The 16709-nt window shown below is 58.5% G+C and carries 13 protein-coding genes; 5 read left to right on the top strand and 8 right to left on the bottom strand.

Annotation, left to right across the window (positions count from 1 at the left end):
* Positions 1–57 precede the first annotated feature (57 nt).
* Positions 58–516 (top strand): transcriptional regulator NrdR, encoded by a 459-nt coding sequence (nrdR, locus tag HMPREF2996_RS10165; RefSeq protein WP_010190258.1) that lies wholly within the window; start codon positions 58–60, stop codon positions 514–516.
* Here the strand turns inward: nrdR and hrpA are convergent.
* Positions 513–4388, bottom strand: coding sequence for an ATP-dependent RNA helicase HrpA (gene hrpA / locus HMPREF2996_RS10160; protein WP_070731261.1), 3876 nt, complete (start codon positions 4386–4388; stop codon positions 513–515). The genes nrdR and hrpA overlap by 4 nt on opposite strands.
* Before the next feature lie 108 nt (positions 4389–4496).
* Here hrpA and HMPREF2996_RS10155 point away from each other — a divergent pair, with 108 nt between their 5' ends.
* On the top strand, positions 4497–5564 hold the full coding sequence (locus tag HMPREF2996_RS10155; protein WP_070446748.1) for a hypothetical protein: 1068 nt from the start codon (positions 4497–4499) through the stop codon (positions 5562–5564).
* Positions 5565–5670: 106 nt separating this feature from the next.
* Here HMPREF2996_RS10155 and HMPREF2996_RS10150 read toward each other — a convergent pair whose 3' ends face one another.
* Positions 5671–6630: a hydrogen peroxide-inducible genes activator gene (locus tag HMPREF2996_RS10150; protein WP_070446749.1), complete on the bottom strand. Its 960-nt coding sequence runs from the start codon at positions 6628–6630 to the stop codon at positions 5671–5673.
* 173 nt (positions 6631–6803) lie between these two features.
* On the opposite strand from HMPREF2996_RS10150, the gene HMPREF2996_RS10145 reads away from it, so the two are divergent.
* A complete protein-coding gene (locus HMPREF2996_RS10145) occupies positions 6804–7397 on the top strand; it encodes a peroxiredoxin (protein WP_010190254.1) in 594 nt (197 codons plus the stop codon).
* A 44-nt stretch (positions 7398–7441) separates the two neighbouring features.
* Positions 7442–7975: an alkylhydroperoxidase, AhpD family gene (locus HMPREF2996_RS10140; RefSeq protein ID WP_070446750.1), complete on the top strand. Its 534-nt coding sequence runs from the start codon at positions 7442–7444 to the stop codon at positions 7973–7975.
* A 128-nt stretch (positions 7976–8103) separates the two neighbouring features.
* Here HMPREF2996_RS10140 and HMPREF2996_RS10135 read toward each other — a convergent pair whose 3' ends face one another.
* From HMPREF2996_RS10135 to HMPREF2996_RS10115, 5 genes are all read right to left on the bottom strand, one after another.
* Positions 8104–8814, bottom strand: a complete 711-nt coding sequence (locus HMPREF2996_RS10135; protein WP_070731260.1) for a VIT1/CCC1 transporter family protein — start codon at positions 8812–8814, stop codon at positions 8104–8106.
* 142 nt (positions 8815–8956) lie between these two features.
* Positions 8957–9334 (bottom strand): hypothetical protein, encoded by a 378-nt coding sequence (locus HMPREF2996_RS10130; RefSeq protein WP_070527229.1) that lies wholly within the window; start codon positions 9332–9334, stop codon positions 8957–8959.
* Positions 9335–9362: 28 nt separating this feature from the next.
* Positions 9363–10388: a PTS sugar transporter subunit IIC gene (locus HMPREF2996_RS10125; protein ID WP_371441132.1), complete on the bottom strand. Its 1026-nt coding sequence runs from the start codon at positions 10386–10388 to the stop codon at positions 9363–9365.
* A gap of 181 nt (positions 10389–10569) precedes the next feature.
* Entirely contained in the window at positions 10570–13143 is a 2574-nt protein-coding gene (locus HMPREF2996_RS10120; RefSeq protein WP_070731255.1) for a DEAD/DEAH box helicase, read from the bottom strand.
* Positions 13144–13245: 102 nt separating this feature from the next.
* On the bottom strand, positions 13246–14265 hold the full coding sequence (locus HMPREF2996_RS10115; RefSeq protein WP_070731253.1) for a PAC2 family protein: 1020 nt from the start codon (positions 14263–14265) through the stop codon (positions 13246–13248).
* A gap of 352 nt (positions 14266–14617) precedes the next feature.
* Here HMPREF2996_RS10115 and HMPREF2996_RS10110 point away from each other — a divergent pair, with 352 nt between their 5' ends.
* Positions 14618–15766: a DUF4192 domain-containing protein gene (locus HMPREF2996_RS10110; RefSeq protein ID WP_070644935.1), complete on the top strand. Its 1149-nt coding sequence runs from the start codon at positions 14618–14620 to the stop codon at positions 15764–15766.
* Here the strand turns inward: HMPREF2996_RS10110 and galE are convergent.
* Positions 15723–16706 carry a UDP-glucose 4-epimerase GalE gene (gene galE / locus HMPREF2996_RS10105; protein ID WP_070731251.1) on the bottom strand — a complete coding sequence of 328 codons (984 nt, stop codon included), beginning with the start codon at positions 16704–16706 and terminating at the stop codon, positions 15723–15725. The two genes, HMPREF2996_RS10110 and galE, sit on opposite strands and share 44 nt — an antisense overlap.
* Positions 16707–16709 lie beyond the last annotated feature (3 nt).

Here is a 16709-nt window from a genome sequence, read left to right as displayed (position 1 = left end):
AGAATTCCTTGGGCCGGGGAAGCAAGGCGCATCGGCGGAGAGGAAGGTTACGGCACTATGTATTGCCCGTTCTGTCACAATGAACAGTCACGAGTCATCGATTCGCGCGTGATTGATAGTGGAACCTCAATCCGGCGGCGTCGCGAATGCGCCGCATGTAAAGGCCGTTTTACCACGATCGAGAAGGCGGTCCTGTCGGTAGTCAAGCGCAATGGCTTAGCGGAGCCCTTCAGCCGCGACAAGCTGATTCGCGGCGTCAAACGCGCGTGCCAAGGGCGTGATGTAAGTGATGATGCTCTGAAGAAGCTTGCACAAGAAGTCGAGGAGACCGTGCGCAGTCATGGGTCTTCCCAAGTCAATGCCAACGACATCGGCCTTGCCATCTTGGAGCCTCTCCGCGATCTCGATGAGGTCGCCTACCTGCGCTTCGCCTCCGTATACAAGTCTTTCGAAAGCGCAGACGACTTCGAATCGGAAATCCGCCTGATGCGTCGGCGTGACCGCGATAGCTTCTAGCGCAATTTATCCGCGGCCTTTTGGATTCTCCGAACAGACACCGCATGAGCGGTTCCTAGGCGTTGCGCGAAGAGCGATACGCGCAACTCCTCGATCATCCACAAGATCTCCTTAACTTCACGCTTCTTCTCGCGGCCTGCAGGCAAGGAGCGCAAACGATTATTCAGGTAGGCCTTGGCCTCGTCGACATCTGCCTGGCGGTCAGCGTCACGATCTGGATCCAGGTTCATATCATCAAGCCTGATACGTGCAGCCTGGATATAGCGCGGTAGGTGGCGCAAGTGTTGGATTCCATGCACGGTGATGGCGTGCGGTGGCAATAGGAAGTCGAGCTGAGCGCGAATATCATCGATTGCCGGCCCCTCCCAGTGCTTCAGCTCTGCGTTGAGGTTGGAGTACTCTGCCAACCCTGGGGCAATGGCCACCACCGCCTGACGCACACGCCCCGGGACCTCAGGCTTTACGGCGTTCAGCAAGGCGGTAAATTCCTCAGGAGTTCTTACGGGCCCGCCCTTCTCCATCATGATGTCGCGCACTGCGGCTACTCGTGCATCGTTGACCAACCCTTCGGCTCCGCCGTGTGGGTAGGAGTCGACAGCTACCCGCTGCTGTAGCGGTAAGCCCTTGACCATCTGTTGTGCACTCACGGAGATTTCCCGAAGCAACAAGGTGAGGGTGGCGGTGATCATGGAGGCGTCGGCAGCCGCTTTTGTCGGGTGCACCTTGAGAGCGACGCCTTCCTTCGTTGCTACGAGTGCTGGATAGGCGGTGACCTCGTGCCCATCAACGACAGTGGTTACCTCTTCATCGATAGCGCCCAGAGTGTCCTTTGACCATTCCTTGACGGCGGTGGATTCAGCTGCCCGGCCAACACGCGAGACGGAGGACGAGATATGCCCGGCTTGGCGTTGCACGAGCGCCTTCAAGTCTCGATCGGAATCGATGACCTTTCCTCGTTTGTCCACTGCCGCGTAGTTCATGCGCAGGTGCGGAGGGAGCTGGTCGGGGCGGAAATCCCCTGCGTTGATGCCTTGGCCGCCCATTTCTTGCAGAACAGCAGCGAGTTGCTCAGTGAGTGCGCCTTCATAGGGCACAAGCTTGGGCAGCGCTCGTTCAGCGAATTCGGGTGCTGGAACCACAGTGCGCCGAAGAGCCTTCGGGAGTGAGCGAATCAGCTCCGTTACCAGCTCTAGCCGCAGGCCGGGTACGAGCCAGTCGAAGCCCTCGGAGTCCAATCCCGCAAGGAGGGGGACAGGGACCATGAGCGTGACACCATCGAGGGGGTCACCGGGTTCAAATTTATAAGAGAGGTCGTAGTCGATGCTTCCCTTCAGCCATCGGTCGGGGAAAGCCTCTTCAGTAACAGTGTGGTCCTCTTCGAGGAGTGCTTCCGGGTCGAAGTCCAAAGAGTGCTTGTTCTTCTGTTTCTTCCACCAAGAATCGAAGTGACGGGCAGTGGTGACAGACTCGGGGATTCTCTGGTCATAGAAGTCGAAGAGCGTGTCTTCATCCACCACGAGGCCGCGCCGACGGGCCTTCTCCTCATACTCGGAGGCCTCGGCAAGCTTGCGCTTGTTGTCGTGGAAGAAGTGATGGTGGGTGGTCCATTCGCCGTCGACAAGCGCATTGCGAATGAACATATCGCGTGCCGCCGCAGGATCGACGCGGTGGTAGGGCACCGTCCGGTCTGCGACCACGGTGACGCCGTACAACGTCGAGCGTTGGGTAACGACCGCTGAGCCACGCTTCCGTGACCATGTTGGATCGGAATAGTTGTGTTTCAACAGATCCTTCGCCAGTTTTTCCACCCAGGCCGGGTCGATGGCGGCAACATCGCGTGCCCACAGTCGCGAGGTTTCCACCAGCTCGGCTGCCATGAGGAACTCCGGTGGCTTCTTTGCGAGCGCTGATCCCGGGAAAACAAGGAAGCGGGTATTGCGTGCGCCAATGAACTCCTTGGAGTTACCGTCACGTGCGCCGATGTTGGACAGCAGGCCAGAGAGCAACGACATGTGGATGTCATCGGGGCGCCGTTCGGTGCCCTCTTGAGCGTTCCATCCGAGCTGCTTGGTGACGTCCCGCAGCTGCCGCACCAGGTCGAACCACTCGCGGATGCGCATATAGTGCAGGAAATCGGCCTTCATCCGTTTGCGGAAAGCATTGCCGCTCATCTCCTCGCGCGCTTCTTGGACAAAGTCCCACAGGTTGAGCATTGCCATAAAGTCTGAAGACTTGTCTTTAAAACGAGCATGGGCTTGGTCAGCCTGCGCTTGCTTGTCGGTAGGCCGCTCGCGCACATCCTGGATTGTCATCGCGGCGACAATGACCATGACGTCGTGGAGGCATCCGGAGGTGTTGGCTTCAACGAGCATGCGGGCCATGCGCGGATCCACGGGAATGCGGGCAAGATTGCGTCCAATTCGGGTTAGTACCGGCAGCCCATCTTTTTCTTTGCCCTCGAGTGCGCCCAGTTCGTGGAGGAGGAGCAGACCATCGCGCACGGCCTTCGGTTCGGGGGATTGAACGAAGGGGAAGTCGGCGATATCACCGAGGCGCAACGAGATCATTTGCAGGATGACGCTGGCCAGGTTGGTGCGCAGGATTTCGGGGTCGGTGAATTCTGGCCGGGAGAGGAAGTCCTGTTCACTGTAGAGGCGGATGGCAATGCCATCGGCAACGCGACCACATCGGCCTGAGCGCTGGTTAGCGCTTGCTTGGGAGATCGGCTCAATGGGCAGTCTTTGCACCTTGGTGCGAGTGGAATAGCGCGAGATGCGCGCGGTGCCCGTGTCGACGACATAGCGAATGCCAGGCACCGTCAATGAGGTCTCAGCGATGTTGGTAGAGAGCACGATTCGGCGGCCGCGGTGCGAGCGGAAGACGCGATGTTGTTCCTGGTTGGACAGTCGTCCGAAGAGCGGAGTGACCTCCACGTTGCGCCAATGGCGCCCTTCGATGGCTTCCATGGCGTCGCGGATATCGCGCTCGCCCGGGAAGAAGCACAGAATGTCTCCTTCGCCTTCGGCCATGAGTTCTTCGATGGCTTCGCAGAGGGCGTCCAAGGGATCGAGGTCGATGGTCTTGCCACCTGATTCGACCTCGAGCGGGCGGTAGCGGATCTCCACGGGGTAGGTACGCCCCGATACCTCGATGATCGGCGCTGGTTCACCGTGAGCGTCAGCGAAGTGCTTGGCGAAGCGTTCCGGATCAATGGTGGCGGAGGTGATGATCACCTTTAGGTCGGGGCGCTTGGGCAGCAGCCTTTTGAGGTACCCGAGAAGGAAGTCAATGTTGAGCGAACGCTCGTGCGCCTCATCGATGATGATCGTGTCATAGGCGTTGAGGAAGCGGTCACGCTGCATTTCTGCCAGCAAGATGCCGTCCGTCATGAGTTTTACAGCGGTGGTGGAGGAGACTCGGTCATCGAAGCGGATGGCATAGCCGACTGAGTCCCCGATGGATTGGTCAAGCTCTTCTGCAATGCGCTCAGCAACCGTGCGCGCTGCCAAACGTCGTGGCTGAGTATGCCCAATGAGCCCTCGACGCCCGCGGCCGAGCTCCAAACAGATTTTGGGAATCTGGGTGGTCTTTCCCGAACCAGTCTCACCGGCGATGATGACTACCTGATGATTCTCGATAGCTTCAGCTATATCATCGCGGCGCCCAGTGACGGGAAGCTGTTCGGGGTAGGTAATGGGTGGTACATGCGCATCGATGGTGCGCACCTTGTCTTGGGCGGCTGCGATATCAGCTCCAATGGCATCCAGGGCCTTGGGGGAGCGGGCCTTGCGCAGGCGACGGCGGAAAGCGCGCTCATCACTCAAGGAAACCGAAGTGAGAGCGCCGTAAAGGTCTTCGCGAGTAGCAGTCATAATCGACCTAAAAGTCTACTCGGAAGGCTATTCGCTCACAGGTCGAGGTGGAGATATTGGTACCCTCGTGTTTATTGCGTGAACACTAATCAATGAAGGGTATGAATTATGACTAATCCTTTTGAATCGAATCCGGAGGATAACGGCTCCAACCGGGGCTTTGGCAGCAACCCGGCTCATAACTCCGGCGACTCCTCCGGAAACAACGGCGGACTTCCCAAATACGAGCCTACTTCTCACCCAGAAGATCAGGCTGGCTTCGGCCAGTCCAGCAGCTACGGCAATTATGGCGGCGGCGCCTACGGCTCCCAGTCCTATGGTGGGTACGAGGCTGGCCAGCCGGGCTACGCTGGTGCGGGCTATGGAAGCGACTCCAGCTACGAAGGCCCAGGCCCAGGCGCCGGCCCGGCCTACACCGGTCCGGTCAGCGCTATCGAAGCTATCAAGTGGGGTTTCAAAGCCGCGCTCAGTAACGCACTTTTGTGGGTGCTGGGCGCCGTCGTCGTGTTTGCTATTCAGTTTGTTCCACAAATTGGAATCAGCGTTGGTGCGCAGAACGCCGATGGGGCGGAGACCTCCATTATGTTGGACCTCTTCTCCTTCGCGGTGTCCATCCTGTCCTTTGTCATTGCTCTGGTTGTTTATCGTTTGGCCTACCGTGAAATCGACAAGCCGAGCCCCACATGGGGCACCCTGTTCCAGGGTGTTCGCTGGGTACCGCCGCTCGTGGTGAACATCGTCTTGGGCATTCTTGGTGCGATTGTCTTGGTGATTGTCATCGTCGGCCTGCTTATGGTGGGCCTCGGTGGTGTGGCAGGTGTGGACCTCCAGAACCCAGAGCAGCTCAGTGAAAATGATATTTTTGCACTCGTTGGCTCTATCTTCGGCGGAGTCATCATCGTCATGCTGATTGCGCTGTTCATTCAGCCCTTCTTCACTCTCATGCCGTGGTTGGCAGCCGATAGCTCCTCCGTTGGCGAGGCTTTCTCCCAGGGCCTGAAGCTGGGCAAGGAAAACTACGGTCACATCTTGCTGTTCATTGTCCTGTCCGGTCTGATGGCTTTCGCCTCCCTCATCACCCTGGGCTTGGCACTGATCATCATCGCGCCGGCACTGCAGCTGGCAACCGCACACCTGTGCCGCCAGTGCCAGGGTCGCTATGCTCCTGCAGCCTAAGGCTTAAGCTGTCGAATCGATATGCAACGCCGCCCCTGACTTCATGAGGTGAGTTAGGGGCGGCGTTGTCGTCTTCTTTAGCTCTGATGCTGGAGCTGGGGAACAGTTAGGAGGCCGTGAAAAGTGTCCGGGAACGCTCCGCGGCGTCGTGGAAGGCAGCGGTGACCAAGGTCCCGAAAGCGCTGAACTCATCGGCACGGGCAGCGGAAGAGCGGAAGACAAGCCCCACGTGCCGCTCCGCCGTGACAGAAGGGGCAAAGTGTGCGACGGAGAGCCGCGGATTCTGGCATTCCGTTGCCAGGGCGGACTCGGGGACGAGAGTGGCGCCGAGGTTTCCCATGACCAGCTGCAAGATAGTAGTCAGCGATGAGGCTCGAGTGACGGCATTGGTGGCTTCGGAGGGATTGACCTTCGCGCGGCGGCACAGGTCGAGGACTTGGTCGCGGAGACAGTGGCCGTCGTCAAGCAGGAGCAGATCAAGGTGCCCTAGATCCTCGAGCGTGAGATCCTTTCGACCCGCAAGTGGGTGCTCTGCTGGGGTAACTGCGGTGAAGGCCTCGCTGTAGAGAGGAATCTCCACCATTCCGGGGGCTTCGGTGGGCAGGGCAACAATGGCCAGGTCCAGGTTGCCCTCGCGCAGCTTGTCTAGCAGGTGCTGGGTCTGTTCCTCGACGAAGCGGGGTTCTAAATCGGGATAGGTCTCGCTGATGGACTGCAGTATCCCCGGCAAAATATAGGGCGCGATGGTGGGGATGATGCCGATAGTGAGGGGGCCGTTAAGCGTGCCGCTGGCGCCGCGCGCTTGGCTGAGGAAAGCATCGGAAGCTTCGAGTGCTGCCTTGGCATAAGGCAGTAGCGCTTCACCTGTGGACGTCACGATGACCTTGCGGGTCGAGCGTTCGATCAGCTGTACTCCCAAACCTTGCTCGAGTGCGACGAGGGCCTGGGAGAGCGAAGGTTGGGAGATATCGAGTTTGGCGGCTGCGGTTCCAAAGTGCTTGTTTTCCGCAATCGTGACGAAGGTGCGCAACTGGGCGAGGGTTGGGCGATACTCCTTATTGTTCATGCCTATAACTCTAACATCTCTAATTCGTGGAGCCTATTGACGTGCCAAGCCTTCCGTGGCATACTTAACAAGCGAGCGACTGCGTACCAGCCAAAAGGCAAAGTGGTGTGCGGTCGTAGAGATTTGCATCACTTTTGTGCATTGTTGTGACTATTGAAGGAGATGAGTCTTCTATGCCTATCTTGACCGTTGGTGAGAAGTTCCCGGAGTTCGAGCTGACCGCGCTGAAGGGTGGCGACCTCCACGACGTCAACGCTAACCAGCCGGAGGACTACTTCGAGCAGGTATCTCTGGACAAGTACCAGGGAATGTGGAAGGTCGTGTTCTTCTACCCGAAGGACTTCACCTTCGTCTGCCCGACTGAAATTGCGGCTTTCGGCAAGCTGAACGAGGAATTCCTGGACCGCGATACCCAGGTTCTTGGCGGCTCCACCGATAACGAGTTCGCGCACTTCAACTGGCGTGCAACCCACCCGGAGCTGAAGGAAGTTCCGTTCCCGATGTTCTCTGATATTCGCCACGACCTGATCCGTGCCCTCGGTGTGGAAAACGCCGACGGTGTTGCTGACCGCGCTACCTTCATCATCGACCCGGACGGTGTTATCCAGTTCGTGTCCGTGACTCCGGATGCTGTCGGCCGCAACGTAGATGAGGTTCTGCGCGTGCTGGACGCCCTGCAGTCTGAAGAGGTCTGTGCCTGCAACTGGGAGGCTAATGACCCGACCAAGAACATCGACAAGCTCGAGGTTGTTAAGTCCGCTCTATAAACCAGCACTAAGCACAACCGCCCAACCTTAAAGGAGTTAGATCAGTGTCCATCGAAAATCTGAAGTCCGCGCTTCCGGCATATGCCAAGGATCAGAAGCTCAACATTGGTTCCCTTACGCGTAGCACCGAGCTGAATGAGGAGCAGCTGTGGGGCAGCTTGGTTGCTGCCGCCGCTGCGACCCGCAATGACCTGGTGCTGTCGGAGATTCTTGAGGAAGCTCGCGAGCACCTCAGCGAGGAGGCAATTGACGCAGCTCTCGGCTCCGCCACGGTGATGGCTATGAACAACGTGGCCTACCGCGCAAAGAGCTGGTTGGGTGATGATTTTGCCCAGGTCAAGTTTGGTCTGCGCATGAATATCATTGCTAAGCCTGGCGTAGACAAGGCTACGTTCGAGCTGTGGAGCACCGTCGTCTCCGCCATCAACGGCTGCGAGCACTGCCTGTCCGCACACGCTAATACTCTCCTCGAGGAAGGCGTGACCAAGGAGCAGATTTGGGAAGGCATCAAGGTCGCTGGTGTGGTTGAGGCCGTTGCACAAGCGCTCCAGGCCGAAGCCGTACGCTCCGCTGAGTAAATGACTCAGTGCGCTTTCCCAAGCGCAGTTAAGCAGTCCCACTCACCGCTCGCACTGCGGTGAGTGGGACTTTGTGCATTGTCGGCTTGGGCCCGGACCTGGGGCAGAGGAAAGTGTCCTAGCATGGGCTAGCCGATGACCCCGCCGAAGGCTACGCCGATGCCATAGGTGATGGCTAAGCCGAGCGCACCACCGATAACCAGGCGGCAGACGGAGCGCGCGGCATCCGTGTCAGCGAGGCGTGCCGAAACGTAGCCCGTGATTGCCAGGGCGATCAGGGTAACAATGGCGACTGTTGCTGCAGCCATGCTCATGGGTGCGAGGAAGATTGATAACAGGGGGAGTGCGGCGCCGGCAAGGAAGGATACGGCCGACCAAAACGCGGCGTGCCAAGGATTTGTCAGGTCTTCGCCATCAATGCCCATCTCCAGTCGAAGGTGTGCCTCGAGAAGTCTATCTTCGGCAGCGATCTCGCGGGCGGCAGTATCCGCGGTTTCGGTATGCATGCCGTAGCTGGCGAGCATAGAAACGAGCTCGGCATGCTCTTGCTCGGGGAGATCTGCCAGCTCGCGGGTCTCCTTGTCTATCATCATGCGCTCGGAGTCGCGTTGTGCCGAAACAGAGACATATTCTCCGAGTGCCATGGAGGCAGCGCCCGACACCGTTGCGGCTAGGCCGGCGGTGAGGATGGCGCTTGCCGACGCCCCAGAACCAACGACGCCAAGTAGAAGTGCCGCGACGGAGACGATGCCGTCGTTAGCCCCAAGTACACCTGCGCGAAGAGAGTTCAGACGAGCGTTGTGTGAGGCTCCGTGGGGTTCGCTGATATGTTGTGGCATTGCCAGCTCCTTGGATACCAGAATATGCGTGGCTCTCTAGTGCTTTCGCAGTTGTCTAGAGAACTTCTTATGTTCCAGTATCGCCGCTGGTCAGGGCCTTGTAAAGCGTGTGTAGGCTTAGCTGAATGCAGAGAGTGAAGGCTTAGATTATAGTGCCGGTCCATTCACCGCATGCCGCACCGTCCACGGAAAGAGCCATGGTAAACACTTCTTCCGAGAGGTTGAAATGAGCGGTGGGGAGGGTAACAGTCAACTCTTCCGGGGTGTACTCGTAGGGGTAATCAACCCGACGGTGGGCGTCCCTGGTGTCCTCGCCGAAGGAAGAGATTTCCATCGACGTGAGCTGCTCTTGTTCGAAGTGAGCGGTGAGCTCCAGATCGAGGGTGTGCAGGGTGAACACGACGTCACGGTGGTGGGGCATTCCTCCAAGGAGCCAATGCACGGTGACGGCGTCTTCGTGCGTCTCAAAATGAACGCCTGCGAGGCGGATGCCGGTGGGCGGGGTGTTCTGTTCGTTCATAGCGGTCCCCACTGTACTCCCCGGATACCTACTTAAAGTCGAGAGAAAAGTACTCAGCCCTAGTCAGGTGCAGAACCTTTTCAAAGAGCCAGCAAAAGAGCAGCGCAAGGGCGAGGGGAAGGATGACATAAACGAAGGTAATAATCATCACGTTGCTGGCGCTCCAACCCCAGCCTTCGTAACTGAGGGCTGCCAGTGGGCCCATGAGGCCGGAGATGCCAAAGCCAGCAGAGATAGGGGTGCCGGAGATTCCTAAAGCGCCACCGACGCCGCCCAGCACGGCAGCGGAGCATATCACGGGCAGGAAGGTGACTGGCTTGGATAGCATGTTGGCCATTTGCACCTTCGGGGAACCCAAAACATGCAGGATAGAGGTGGCGAAGCCGTTGACGCGCCAGCCGGCAACGAGGAGTGTGAACCCAGCGGCGACGGCGCCCAGGTTCGCGGTACCGGAGGCGATGCCGTCAATGAAGATGGCAGTGGCAATGCCGACTGTGGAGACTGGAGAGACAATCATGATGGCGAAAAGGACGGCGAGGACAACACCCATGAGAACCGGCTGCAAAGTAGTTGCCCCATTGACCAAGTTGCCCAGCCAAAGAGTGAAGACCTTGACGATGGGGAAGGTGACAGCCCAACCGATGGTGCCCGCCACCAGCGTCACGATGGTGGATAGCAACAAAATAGAGTAATTTTTCAGCCTGTCGCCGATAAAGAGCAATAATCCCACTGCTATGGCTGCGGTAAGGCCTGAGTTGATAACAAGACCGGTGCCTTTGAGGAAGAAACCGCCTTCGGGATTAACAGTGGCCACGCCTGAGCCGCAGAAGGAAGCAATGCCGACCGCAGCAGTCTGGATGGGGGTCATCTTGAATTCGATGCCCACGAGGACACCAATCATTACCGGCAAGAGGCTTGCGGCTAAGCCCGTCAGTGCAATGACGGTGGCTGCGCCGGACCACAAGGGGAGTAGCGCCTTGGCTAATTCACCGAGCAGTGCTTGTGGGACGAGCGACACAACGACGGCGATGGAGATGCCGTTGAGGACCTTCATGGTGAAGGAGCCGGGGGTGAGGCGCTCGGCCGCAGGCGCTGCGCTGGCGTGAGGGATAGGGGAAAGCTTGCGTTCGTCTATCTGCTGTGGCGTACTCATTCCCCAATCATACGCATAATATGCGGTGTGTAGAAAATATTAATTCAGAAAGGGGGGTATTAATAGTCCCTGCTTATGCGCCCTAGTACTCCACGCGCAGCTCGGATAGCCGTACCTCCCCGGCTTCATCGGAGGCATCGAGATCTACGGTGCCAACGAGCTGATAGGAATTATCACCCTCTGGGTCCTTAAGGATCTGACGCACGGTCCACGACCGCGAGCCGCCAACGCCACGAGAGCCCGAACCTGAGTCGCCCTTGTCCAGGAGGAAGTATTCCTGGCCCCTAGCCGCTGGCCCAGTGTCAATGTCATCGTAGTCATCGAAGTAGTCATCGAGGGCACGGCTAAAGTCAGGAATCTCCTCCAAGTAGTCCAACAGGTCTGCCAAGCGCTCTTCCTTCTCCAACGCAAAGAGTTGGGCAAGGCGGAAGAAGTAGTTGCGCACCATGATGCTGAAAGCCCGCTGATTCGCGGTCAAGGCGGTGGGATCCTCGACTCCGAAGGCCAACTCGCGGTCCAAATCTTCCTGGGAAATGGGGGAGTCCTCGCCAGCCATCTCAGCCCACTCGTCGACAAGCGAAGAATCGACTTGGCGGATAAGCTCCCCGAGCCAGACGATAATGTCCTCGAGTTCCTCTGTGAGGAACTCCGCAGGGATAGACTGCTTGAGCGTGCGCCAGGCATCGGTCAGGTAGCGCAAAATGACGCCTTCCGAGCGGGCCAGACCGTAGGTGGCGACGAGATCGGAAAAAGTCATGGCGCTCTCCAGCATGTCGCGCACTACAGACTTAGGCCGCAGCTCGAACTCCTTCGCCCATGGGTTGGTCTGGCAGAAGGTCTCATAGGACTGTTCGAGGAGCTCTTCCAGAGGCTTTGGCCACGTGATGTCTTCCACGATGGCCATGCGCTCGGTATAGTCCACGCCCTCGGCCTTGAGCGCCGCGATTTCCTCACCGCGCCGCTGCTTCTGTTGGGCAATGAGTACCTGGCGAGGATCATCCAGCACCGATTCAAAGACAGAGATGACGTCGAGTGCATAAGTATCCGATTCTGGATCTAATAAGGTGAGCGCTGCCAGCGCGAAGGGTCCTAAAGGCTGGTTGAGGGCGAAATCGCGCGGCATCTCTCGCACGACGTGGTAGGGACGGCCGTAGATATCGAGCCCCTTCGTAGACTTTTGCACTACGCCCGAATTGAGAAGTCCCCGGAACAGACTCAATGCCGTCAGGATGTCTTCGTTCTGGCGGGCACGCGTGTTGTGGCTGGTGCGCAGCAGGTGCTTGAGATGCTCGTAGCCGTTGCCGTGCCGGGCGAGCACGTTGAGCAACATGGAATTGGACACTCGGAATTGGGACGTTAGTTGCTCCGGTTCGGCGTCGATAAGCCGTGCGTAAGTCTGTTCCGACCACGACACTTCACCGTCGCGCGCAGACTTCTTTTTCAGCTTCTTGAGCCTTGCTGGGTTATCGCCCACACGGCGCCGCGCCTTGGCGTTCTCAATCTCATACTCCGGCGCCTGCACGACGACGGTGCCTTCCGTGTCATAACCGGCGCGGCCAGCGCGGCCGGCAATCTGGTGAAACTCGCGAGACTTCAGAATGCGCTGGCGGGTTCCATCATATTTGGCAAGGCCGGTCATCAGGACTGTGCGAATGGGGACGTTGATGCCCACGCCCAAAGTATCGGTGCCGCAAATAATCTTGAGAAGGCCCTTCTGGGCCAGGCGCTCAACCAAGCGCCGATATTTCGGCAACATACCAGCGTGGTGCACACCGATTCCCTTACGCAGAAGCTTAGAGAGGTCTTTGCCAAACGTCGTGGTGAAGCGGAAGCCCGCGAGCTCAGCTGCAATGGCCTCCTTCTCCTCCGGGGTGATGATCTTCGACAGGGAAGTCAACGCCTGCGCGCGCTCTGAGGCCTCGCGCTGGGAGAAGTGGACGACATAGACAGGGGCCTTGCCATCGGCGAGCAATTCTTCGATGGTTTCGTGGACCGCGGAAAAGACATAAGAGAAGTCGAGGGGCACTGGGCGAGTTGTTCCCGCTACCAGAGTCGTCGTACGGCCGGTACGCTCCGTCAAATCCTTCTCCAGCCAGGCGGTATCGCCCAAGGTGGCGGACATGAGCAAGAATTGGGCCTTCGGTAGCTCCAACAGCGGAACCTGCCAGGCCCAGCCGCGATCAGGCTCGGAGTAGTAATGGAACTCATCCATGATTACCTGATCAATGGCGGCTTCCGCGCCATCACGCAGCGCAATATTGGCCACAATCTCAGCCGTCGCGGCGATGATGGGAGCGGAGCCGTTGACCGTGGCATCACCGGTCATCATGCCGACGTTCTCGGGGCCGAAAATCTCGCAGAGCGCGAAGAATTTTTCGCTCACCAAGGCCTTGATGGGTGCGGTGTAGAAGCTGCGCTGGCCGCGCGCCAAAGCAATGAAGTGGGCGGCGTTGGCCACCATGGATTTGCCGGAACCAGTGGGAGTTGCCAGGATGACGTTATCCCCGGCAAGAATGCCGAGGGAGGCCTTTTCCTGCGCTGGGTAAAGCGAAATACCACGGCCAGAAGTCCAGGACAAAAATGTGTCCCAGATGGCCTCATCAACCATCGACTCGGGGACTTCGGCGAGATCGGGCAACATCTGAGAAAGGTTCACCCGTCCCACCTTAGGCGAAAAGCACCGCGGACTAGGCCTCCACCCCGGATCCCCAGATGGCTGTCCTCGGTGCCTGTGCTCGTGCGGTAGATCTAACCGCGATTAGACGTCATCGTCCATATCCGAGCCGGGTCCTTGCTCCCGCCCATAGTTGTCTTCGCGGTCATCGATATCATCGGAGAGGATATCCGGATTGTCGTCGAGGCCCGCCAGGAAAGCTTCAAAGTCTGCTCCGATCTCCTCACCAGTAGGCATGTGCTCTTCGCCAGGCATGATGGCCTGCGGGTGGCGGGAGCGGTAGCGCTCCATGTAGGCGTCGTACTGCTCCTCCAGCTGGTGGACCACGCCTGCAATTTCCTCAGAGTTGGTAACCTGCTCCTCCAACTGCTGGTTAACGCGAGTCACGTCTGCCTCCAAGCTGCCCAGTGGGATGTTGAGGCCAGCTGCGGTTGCCACCGAATCCAAAAGACGCAGCGTGGCCGACGGGTACGGGGAGGCGGCCAAGTAGTGCGGAACATGGGCGGTGTACCCGGCAACGCGGCGGCCCTTCTTGTCCAAGGCTCGCTCGATATACAGGGCGGCGGCGCCGGGGACCATCATGGTGGATTCCATGCGCACCATTGAGTTAAGGAGCTCCGGCGAATTGCCATGCGCTGTTACCACAGTGGGGCGGGTGTGCGGCACCGGCATGGGGGCCGAGTAGAGCATGATGGTGTTCTTGATATCGAATTTCTCCACCAAGTTCACTACCGCATCAGTAAAGGCCTCCCACCGCAAGTCCGGTTCAGGGCCCGAAAGAAGCAAGAATGGAGTGCCAGAGTTATCCCGCAGCACCTTGATACCCAAGTCAGTGTTCTCAATCTCCACCGTGCGGTCATGATCGATGGTGACGGCGGGGCGGCGCGAGCGGTAATCAATGAGCTCGTCATTGTTAAACGAGGCCAGCTGGCGGTTTTCCAAAGCGGCCTTGAGGTGATCGGCACTGGCTTCGACGGCTTGTCCGGCGTCGGCATAACCATTCATAGCAACGATCATCGTGGGGCCGTTGTCTGGAGTCGAATCATCCTTGATCACTGGAGCGGGATACTCCAGCTCATACATGCGGCGCTGTTCTTCCTGCATGGTAGTGACTCCTCCTTCTCATCGTGCGCTTCTTAACGAGCGTACGGACTTCATCAGCGTTCTGTGTCATGCAACGCTTAAGGCTTGCTGCCTATTCCCAGCTGAAATGGTGCTCCAAGGAGAACACAAACCCGGGAGGCTGCGTATGTGGGACTGCCTGCGGGAACTGGTGTTGATCGTACAAGCATGCCATATAGTCATTACTTCTTCCAGGCTTGCCTTTGCCAAGGTGTGGATAACCCAGTGGATTTCCATGGATTGAGTGGCAGTCCGGACTTGTTATCCACAGATATGCCGTGCGCGCCGGGGTATCCCTAGCGGTGGCTACCGTTGGTGGTTCAGGCTACAGGGTATGAACACTTTTTCAACGCACACAGACCGTACACCACCAATAACAACTCCAGGTCATCTTCTCGCTAACATCCCCGGCCTCTTAGGCTTCTATCCCACCGAATCAGTGGTGTTCATGGCCATCGACACCACTCCACGCGGCCCAGCCATGGGGCCGCTCGCTCGCGTCGACATCACGGATGCCCAAGGAACGATCACAGACATCGCACCGCTACTAGCGGAGCATGCCCGCGAAGGTGTCTTTGCCTTCCTCATCTCGAAGCAGCCTCTCACCGAACTGCGGGAAGTGTCCCACTGGCTTTATGGCCTGGACCGTGCTGAGGATGGGGTGGAGATCGACGCCGCGTGGTATGCCCAGGAAATCACCCAGAATGCGCCTTATATATTGCTGCATGGAACCGTCAACGCGGACGGTAGCGGGCCGATGAAGAAGTGGGTTGAGGGGACTATACCGGCGCTAACCGACGCCCCCTCGATGCGCTCTTGCGTCGACCACAATGTGGTACCTGAGCTAAACCGGGAGGATTTCTTTTCCGTCTTTGCGCCGGGGAATAGCTACCTCGACGCTGAAGAAGCTAAAGTCTTAGCGCAGCAAGCCCGCGATTCGGCAACGCGATATCGCGAGCAGGTGGCCGTTGCGCACGGAAAGAAGCGCAAAGACCTGCTGGATCACTTTCTTGAGGATGCCCAGTGGGCGCTTGACCAAGTGGCATCGGTGGAAGAAGCAGAACAGGACAGCAAGCTACTGGAAACCTGCGCAGTGTGGCTCGCGACGACGTGGACGCGCGACCTCGTAGTAGATATCTGCGCGAAGGCAGGCGAATCCGGGGCGGACCTTCTCCTCGCAGCGGCCCGCACATTCAGCGGGGAGCTGCGGGCGAATGCGCTGACCCTTTTCGCATTAGCGCAGTTGGAGCAGGAGTGGGATATCCTTGCCGGACCAGCATTGCAGCTCGTCACGGAGGAGTTTCCCAGCCACCGCCTCGGGGCGCTGCTGTGCCAAGCGTACCGCCATGGCCTGCATGAAAAGGTACGTGATTCGATTCATACAGGGGCGCTCAAGGCTTATGACACCGCCCTAGGGGAGGAGCCTAAAGAAAAGACGCTTAGCGCCGAGCGGAGTGAGCCCGCTCGCCGAGCTGCCGGGTGAAATTCCAAGCATCCGTGACGATGGTCTTCAAGTCGGTGCGGCCTGGGTTCCATCCGAGCTCGGATTTAATCTTGTCTGAGGACGCCACGAGCGTCGCGGGGTCACCAGCGCGGCGCGGCGCAAGCTCTGCTGGGATGGGGTGTCCAGTGACTTCGCGGCAGGCCTCAATAACCTGCTTGACCGAGTAGCCGTCCCCGGAGCCCAGGTTGTAGATGCGGTGGGTGCCAGCGGCATTGCTCTCCAGCGCTAAGACATGGGCTTCGGCCAAGTCACGAATGTGGATGTAATCGCGCACTGCGGTGCCATCGGTGGTGTCGTAGTCATCGCCGAAGATGAAAATCTTTTCGCGATGTCCCAGCGCTACCTGCAGGACAAGGGGAATGAGGTGGGTTTCCACCTCGCGGTTCTCTCCGATATCGCCGTAGGCGCCGGCGACGTTGAAGTAGCGCAGGGAAGTCGCCCCCAAGCCATAGGCCCGGGCATAAGAAGTAATCATGTAGTCGATGGCAAGCTTCGATGCGCCATAAGGGTTCGTCGGCTGGGTGAGCATCGTCTCCGTGATCGGCACTTGCGCCGGCTCACCGTAGGTGGCAGCGGTTGAGGAAAAGACGAGGTTGGTGACCTCGAATTCACGCATAGCGTTGAGCAGCTTTAGAGTTGTGACCACGTTGTGCTGCCAATAGTCAGCCGGGGCCTCCACAGATTCGCCCACGAGGGAGCGGGCCGCGAAGTGCAAGACTCCTTCGAAACCGCCCTCAGATAACACCTCACGAGCGACATCGGCCACGTCGCCTTCGACAAGGCGCGCCTTCTCCGGGATGGCCTCGCGGTTGCCGGTAGAGAAATTGTCGATGATGGTGACATCGTGGCCTTTTTCAACGAGGACGGCCGCGCATACGCTGCCGACATAGCCGGCGCCGCCGGTAACTAACAGCTTCATCGG

Source organism: Corynebacterium sp. HMSC066C02, assembly GCF_001814945.1.
Lineage (GTDB): Bacteria > Actinomycetota > Actinomycetes > Mycobacteriales > Mycobacteriaceae > Corynebacterium > Corynebacterium aurimucosum.
This window is presented reverse-complemented; position numbering and strand designations above follow the sequence as displayed.

What these genes read in the sequence shown, in the direction of transcription:
- nrdR (WP_010190258.1), top strand. Translation starts at nt 58, where the DNA reads ATGTATTGCCCGTTCTGTCACAATGAACAGTCACGAGTCATCGATTCG.
- hrpA (WP_070731261.1), bottom strand. Translation starts at nt 4,388, where the DNA reads ATGACTGCTACTCGCGAAGACCTTTACGGCGCTCTCACTTCGGTTTCC.
- HMPREF2996_RS10155 (WP_070446748.1), top strand. Translation starts at nt 4,497, where the DNA reads ATGACTAATCCTTTTGAATCGAATCCGGAGGATAACGGCTCCAACCGG.
- HMPREF2996_RS10150 (WP_070446749.1), bottom strand. Translation starts at nt 6,630, where the DNA reads ATGAACAATAAGGAGTATCGCCCAACCCTCGCCCAGTTGCGCACCTTC.
- HMPREF2996_RS10145 (WP_010190254.1), top strand. Translation starts at nt 6,804, where the DNA reads ATGCCTATCTTGACCGTTGGTGAGAAGTTCCCGGAGTTCGAGCTGACC.
- HMPREF2996_RS10135 (WP_070731260.1), bottom strand. Translation starts at nt 8,814, where the DNA reads ATGCCACAACATATCAGCGAACCCCACGGAGCCTCACACAACGCTCGT.
- HMPREF2996_RS10130 (WP_070527229.1), bottom strand. Translation starts at nt 9,334, where the DNA reads ATGAACGAACAGAACACCCCGCCCACCGGCATCCGCCTCGCAGGCGTT.
- HMPREF2996_RS10125 (WP_371441132.1), bottom strand. Translation starts at nt 10,388, where the DNA reads ATGAAGGTCCTCAACGGCATCTCCATCGCCGTCGTTGTGTCGCTCGTC.
- HMPREF2996_RS10115 (WP_070731253.1), bottom strand. Translation starts at nt 14,265, where the DNA reads ATGCAGGAAGAACAGCGCCGCATGTATGAGCTGGAGTATCCCGCTCCA.
- HMPREF2996_RS10110 (WP_070644935.1), top strand. Translation starts at nt 14,618, where the DNA reads ATGAACACTTTTTCAACGCACACAGACCGTACACCACCAATAACAACT.
- galE (WP_070731251.1), bottom strand. Translation starts at nt 16,706, where the DNA reads ATGAAGCTGTTAGTTACCGGCGGCGCCGGCTATGTCGGCAGCGTATGC.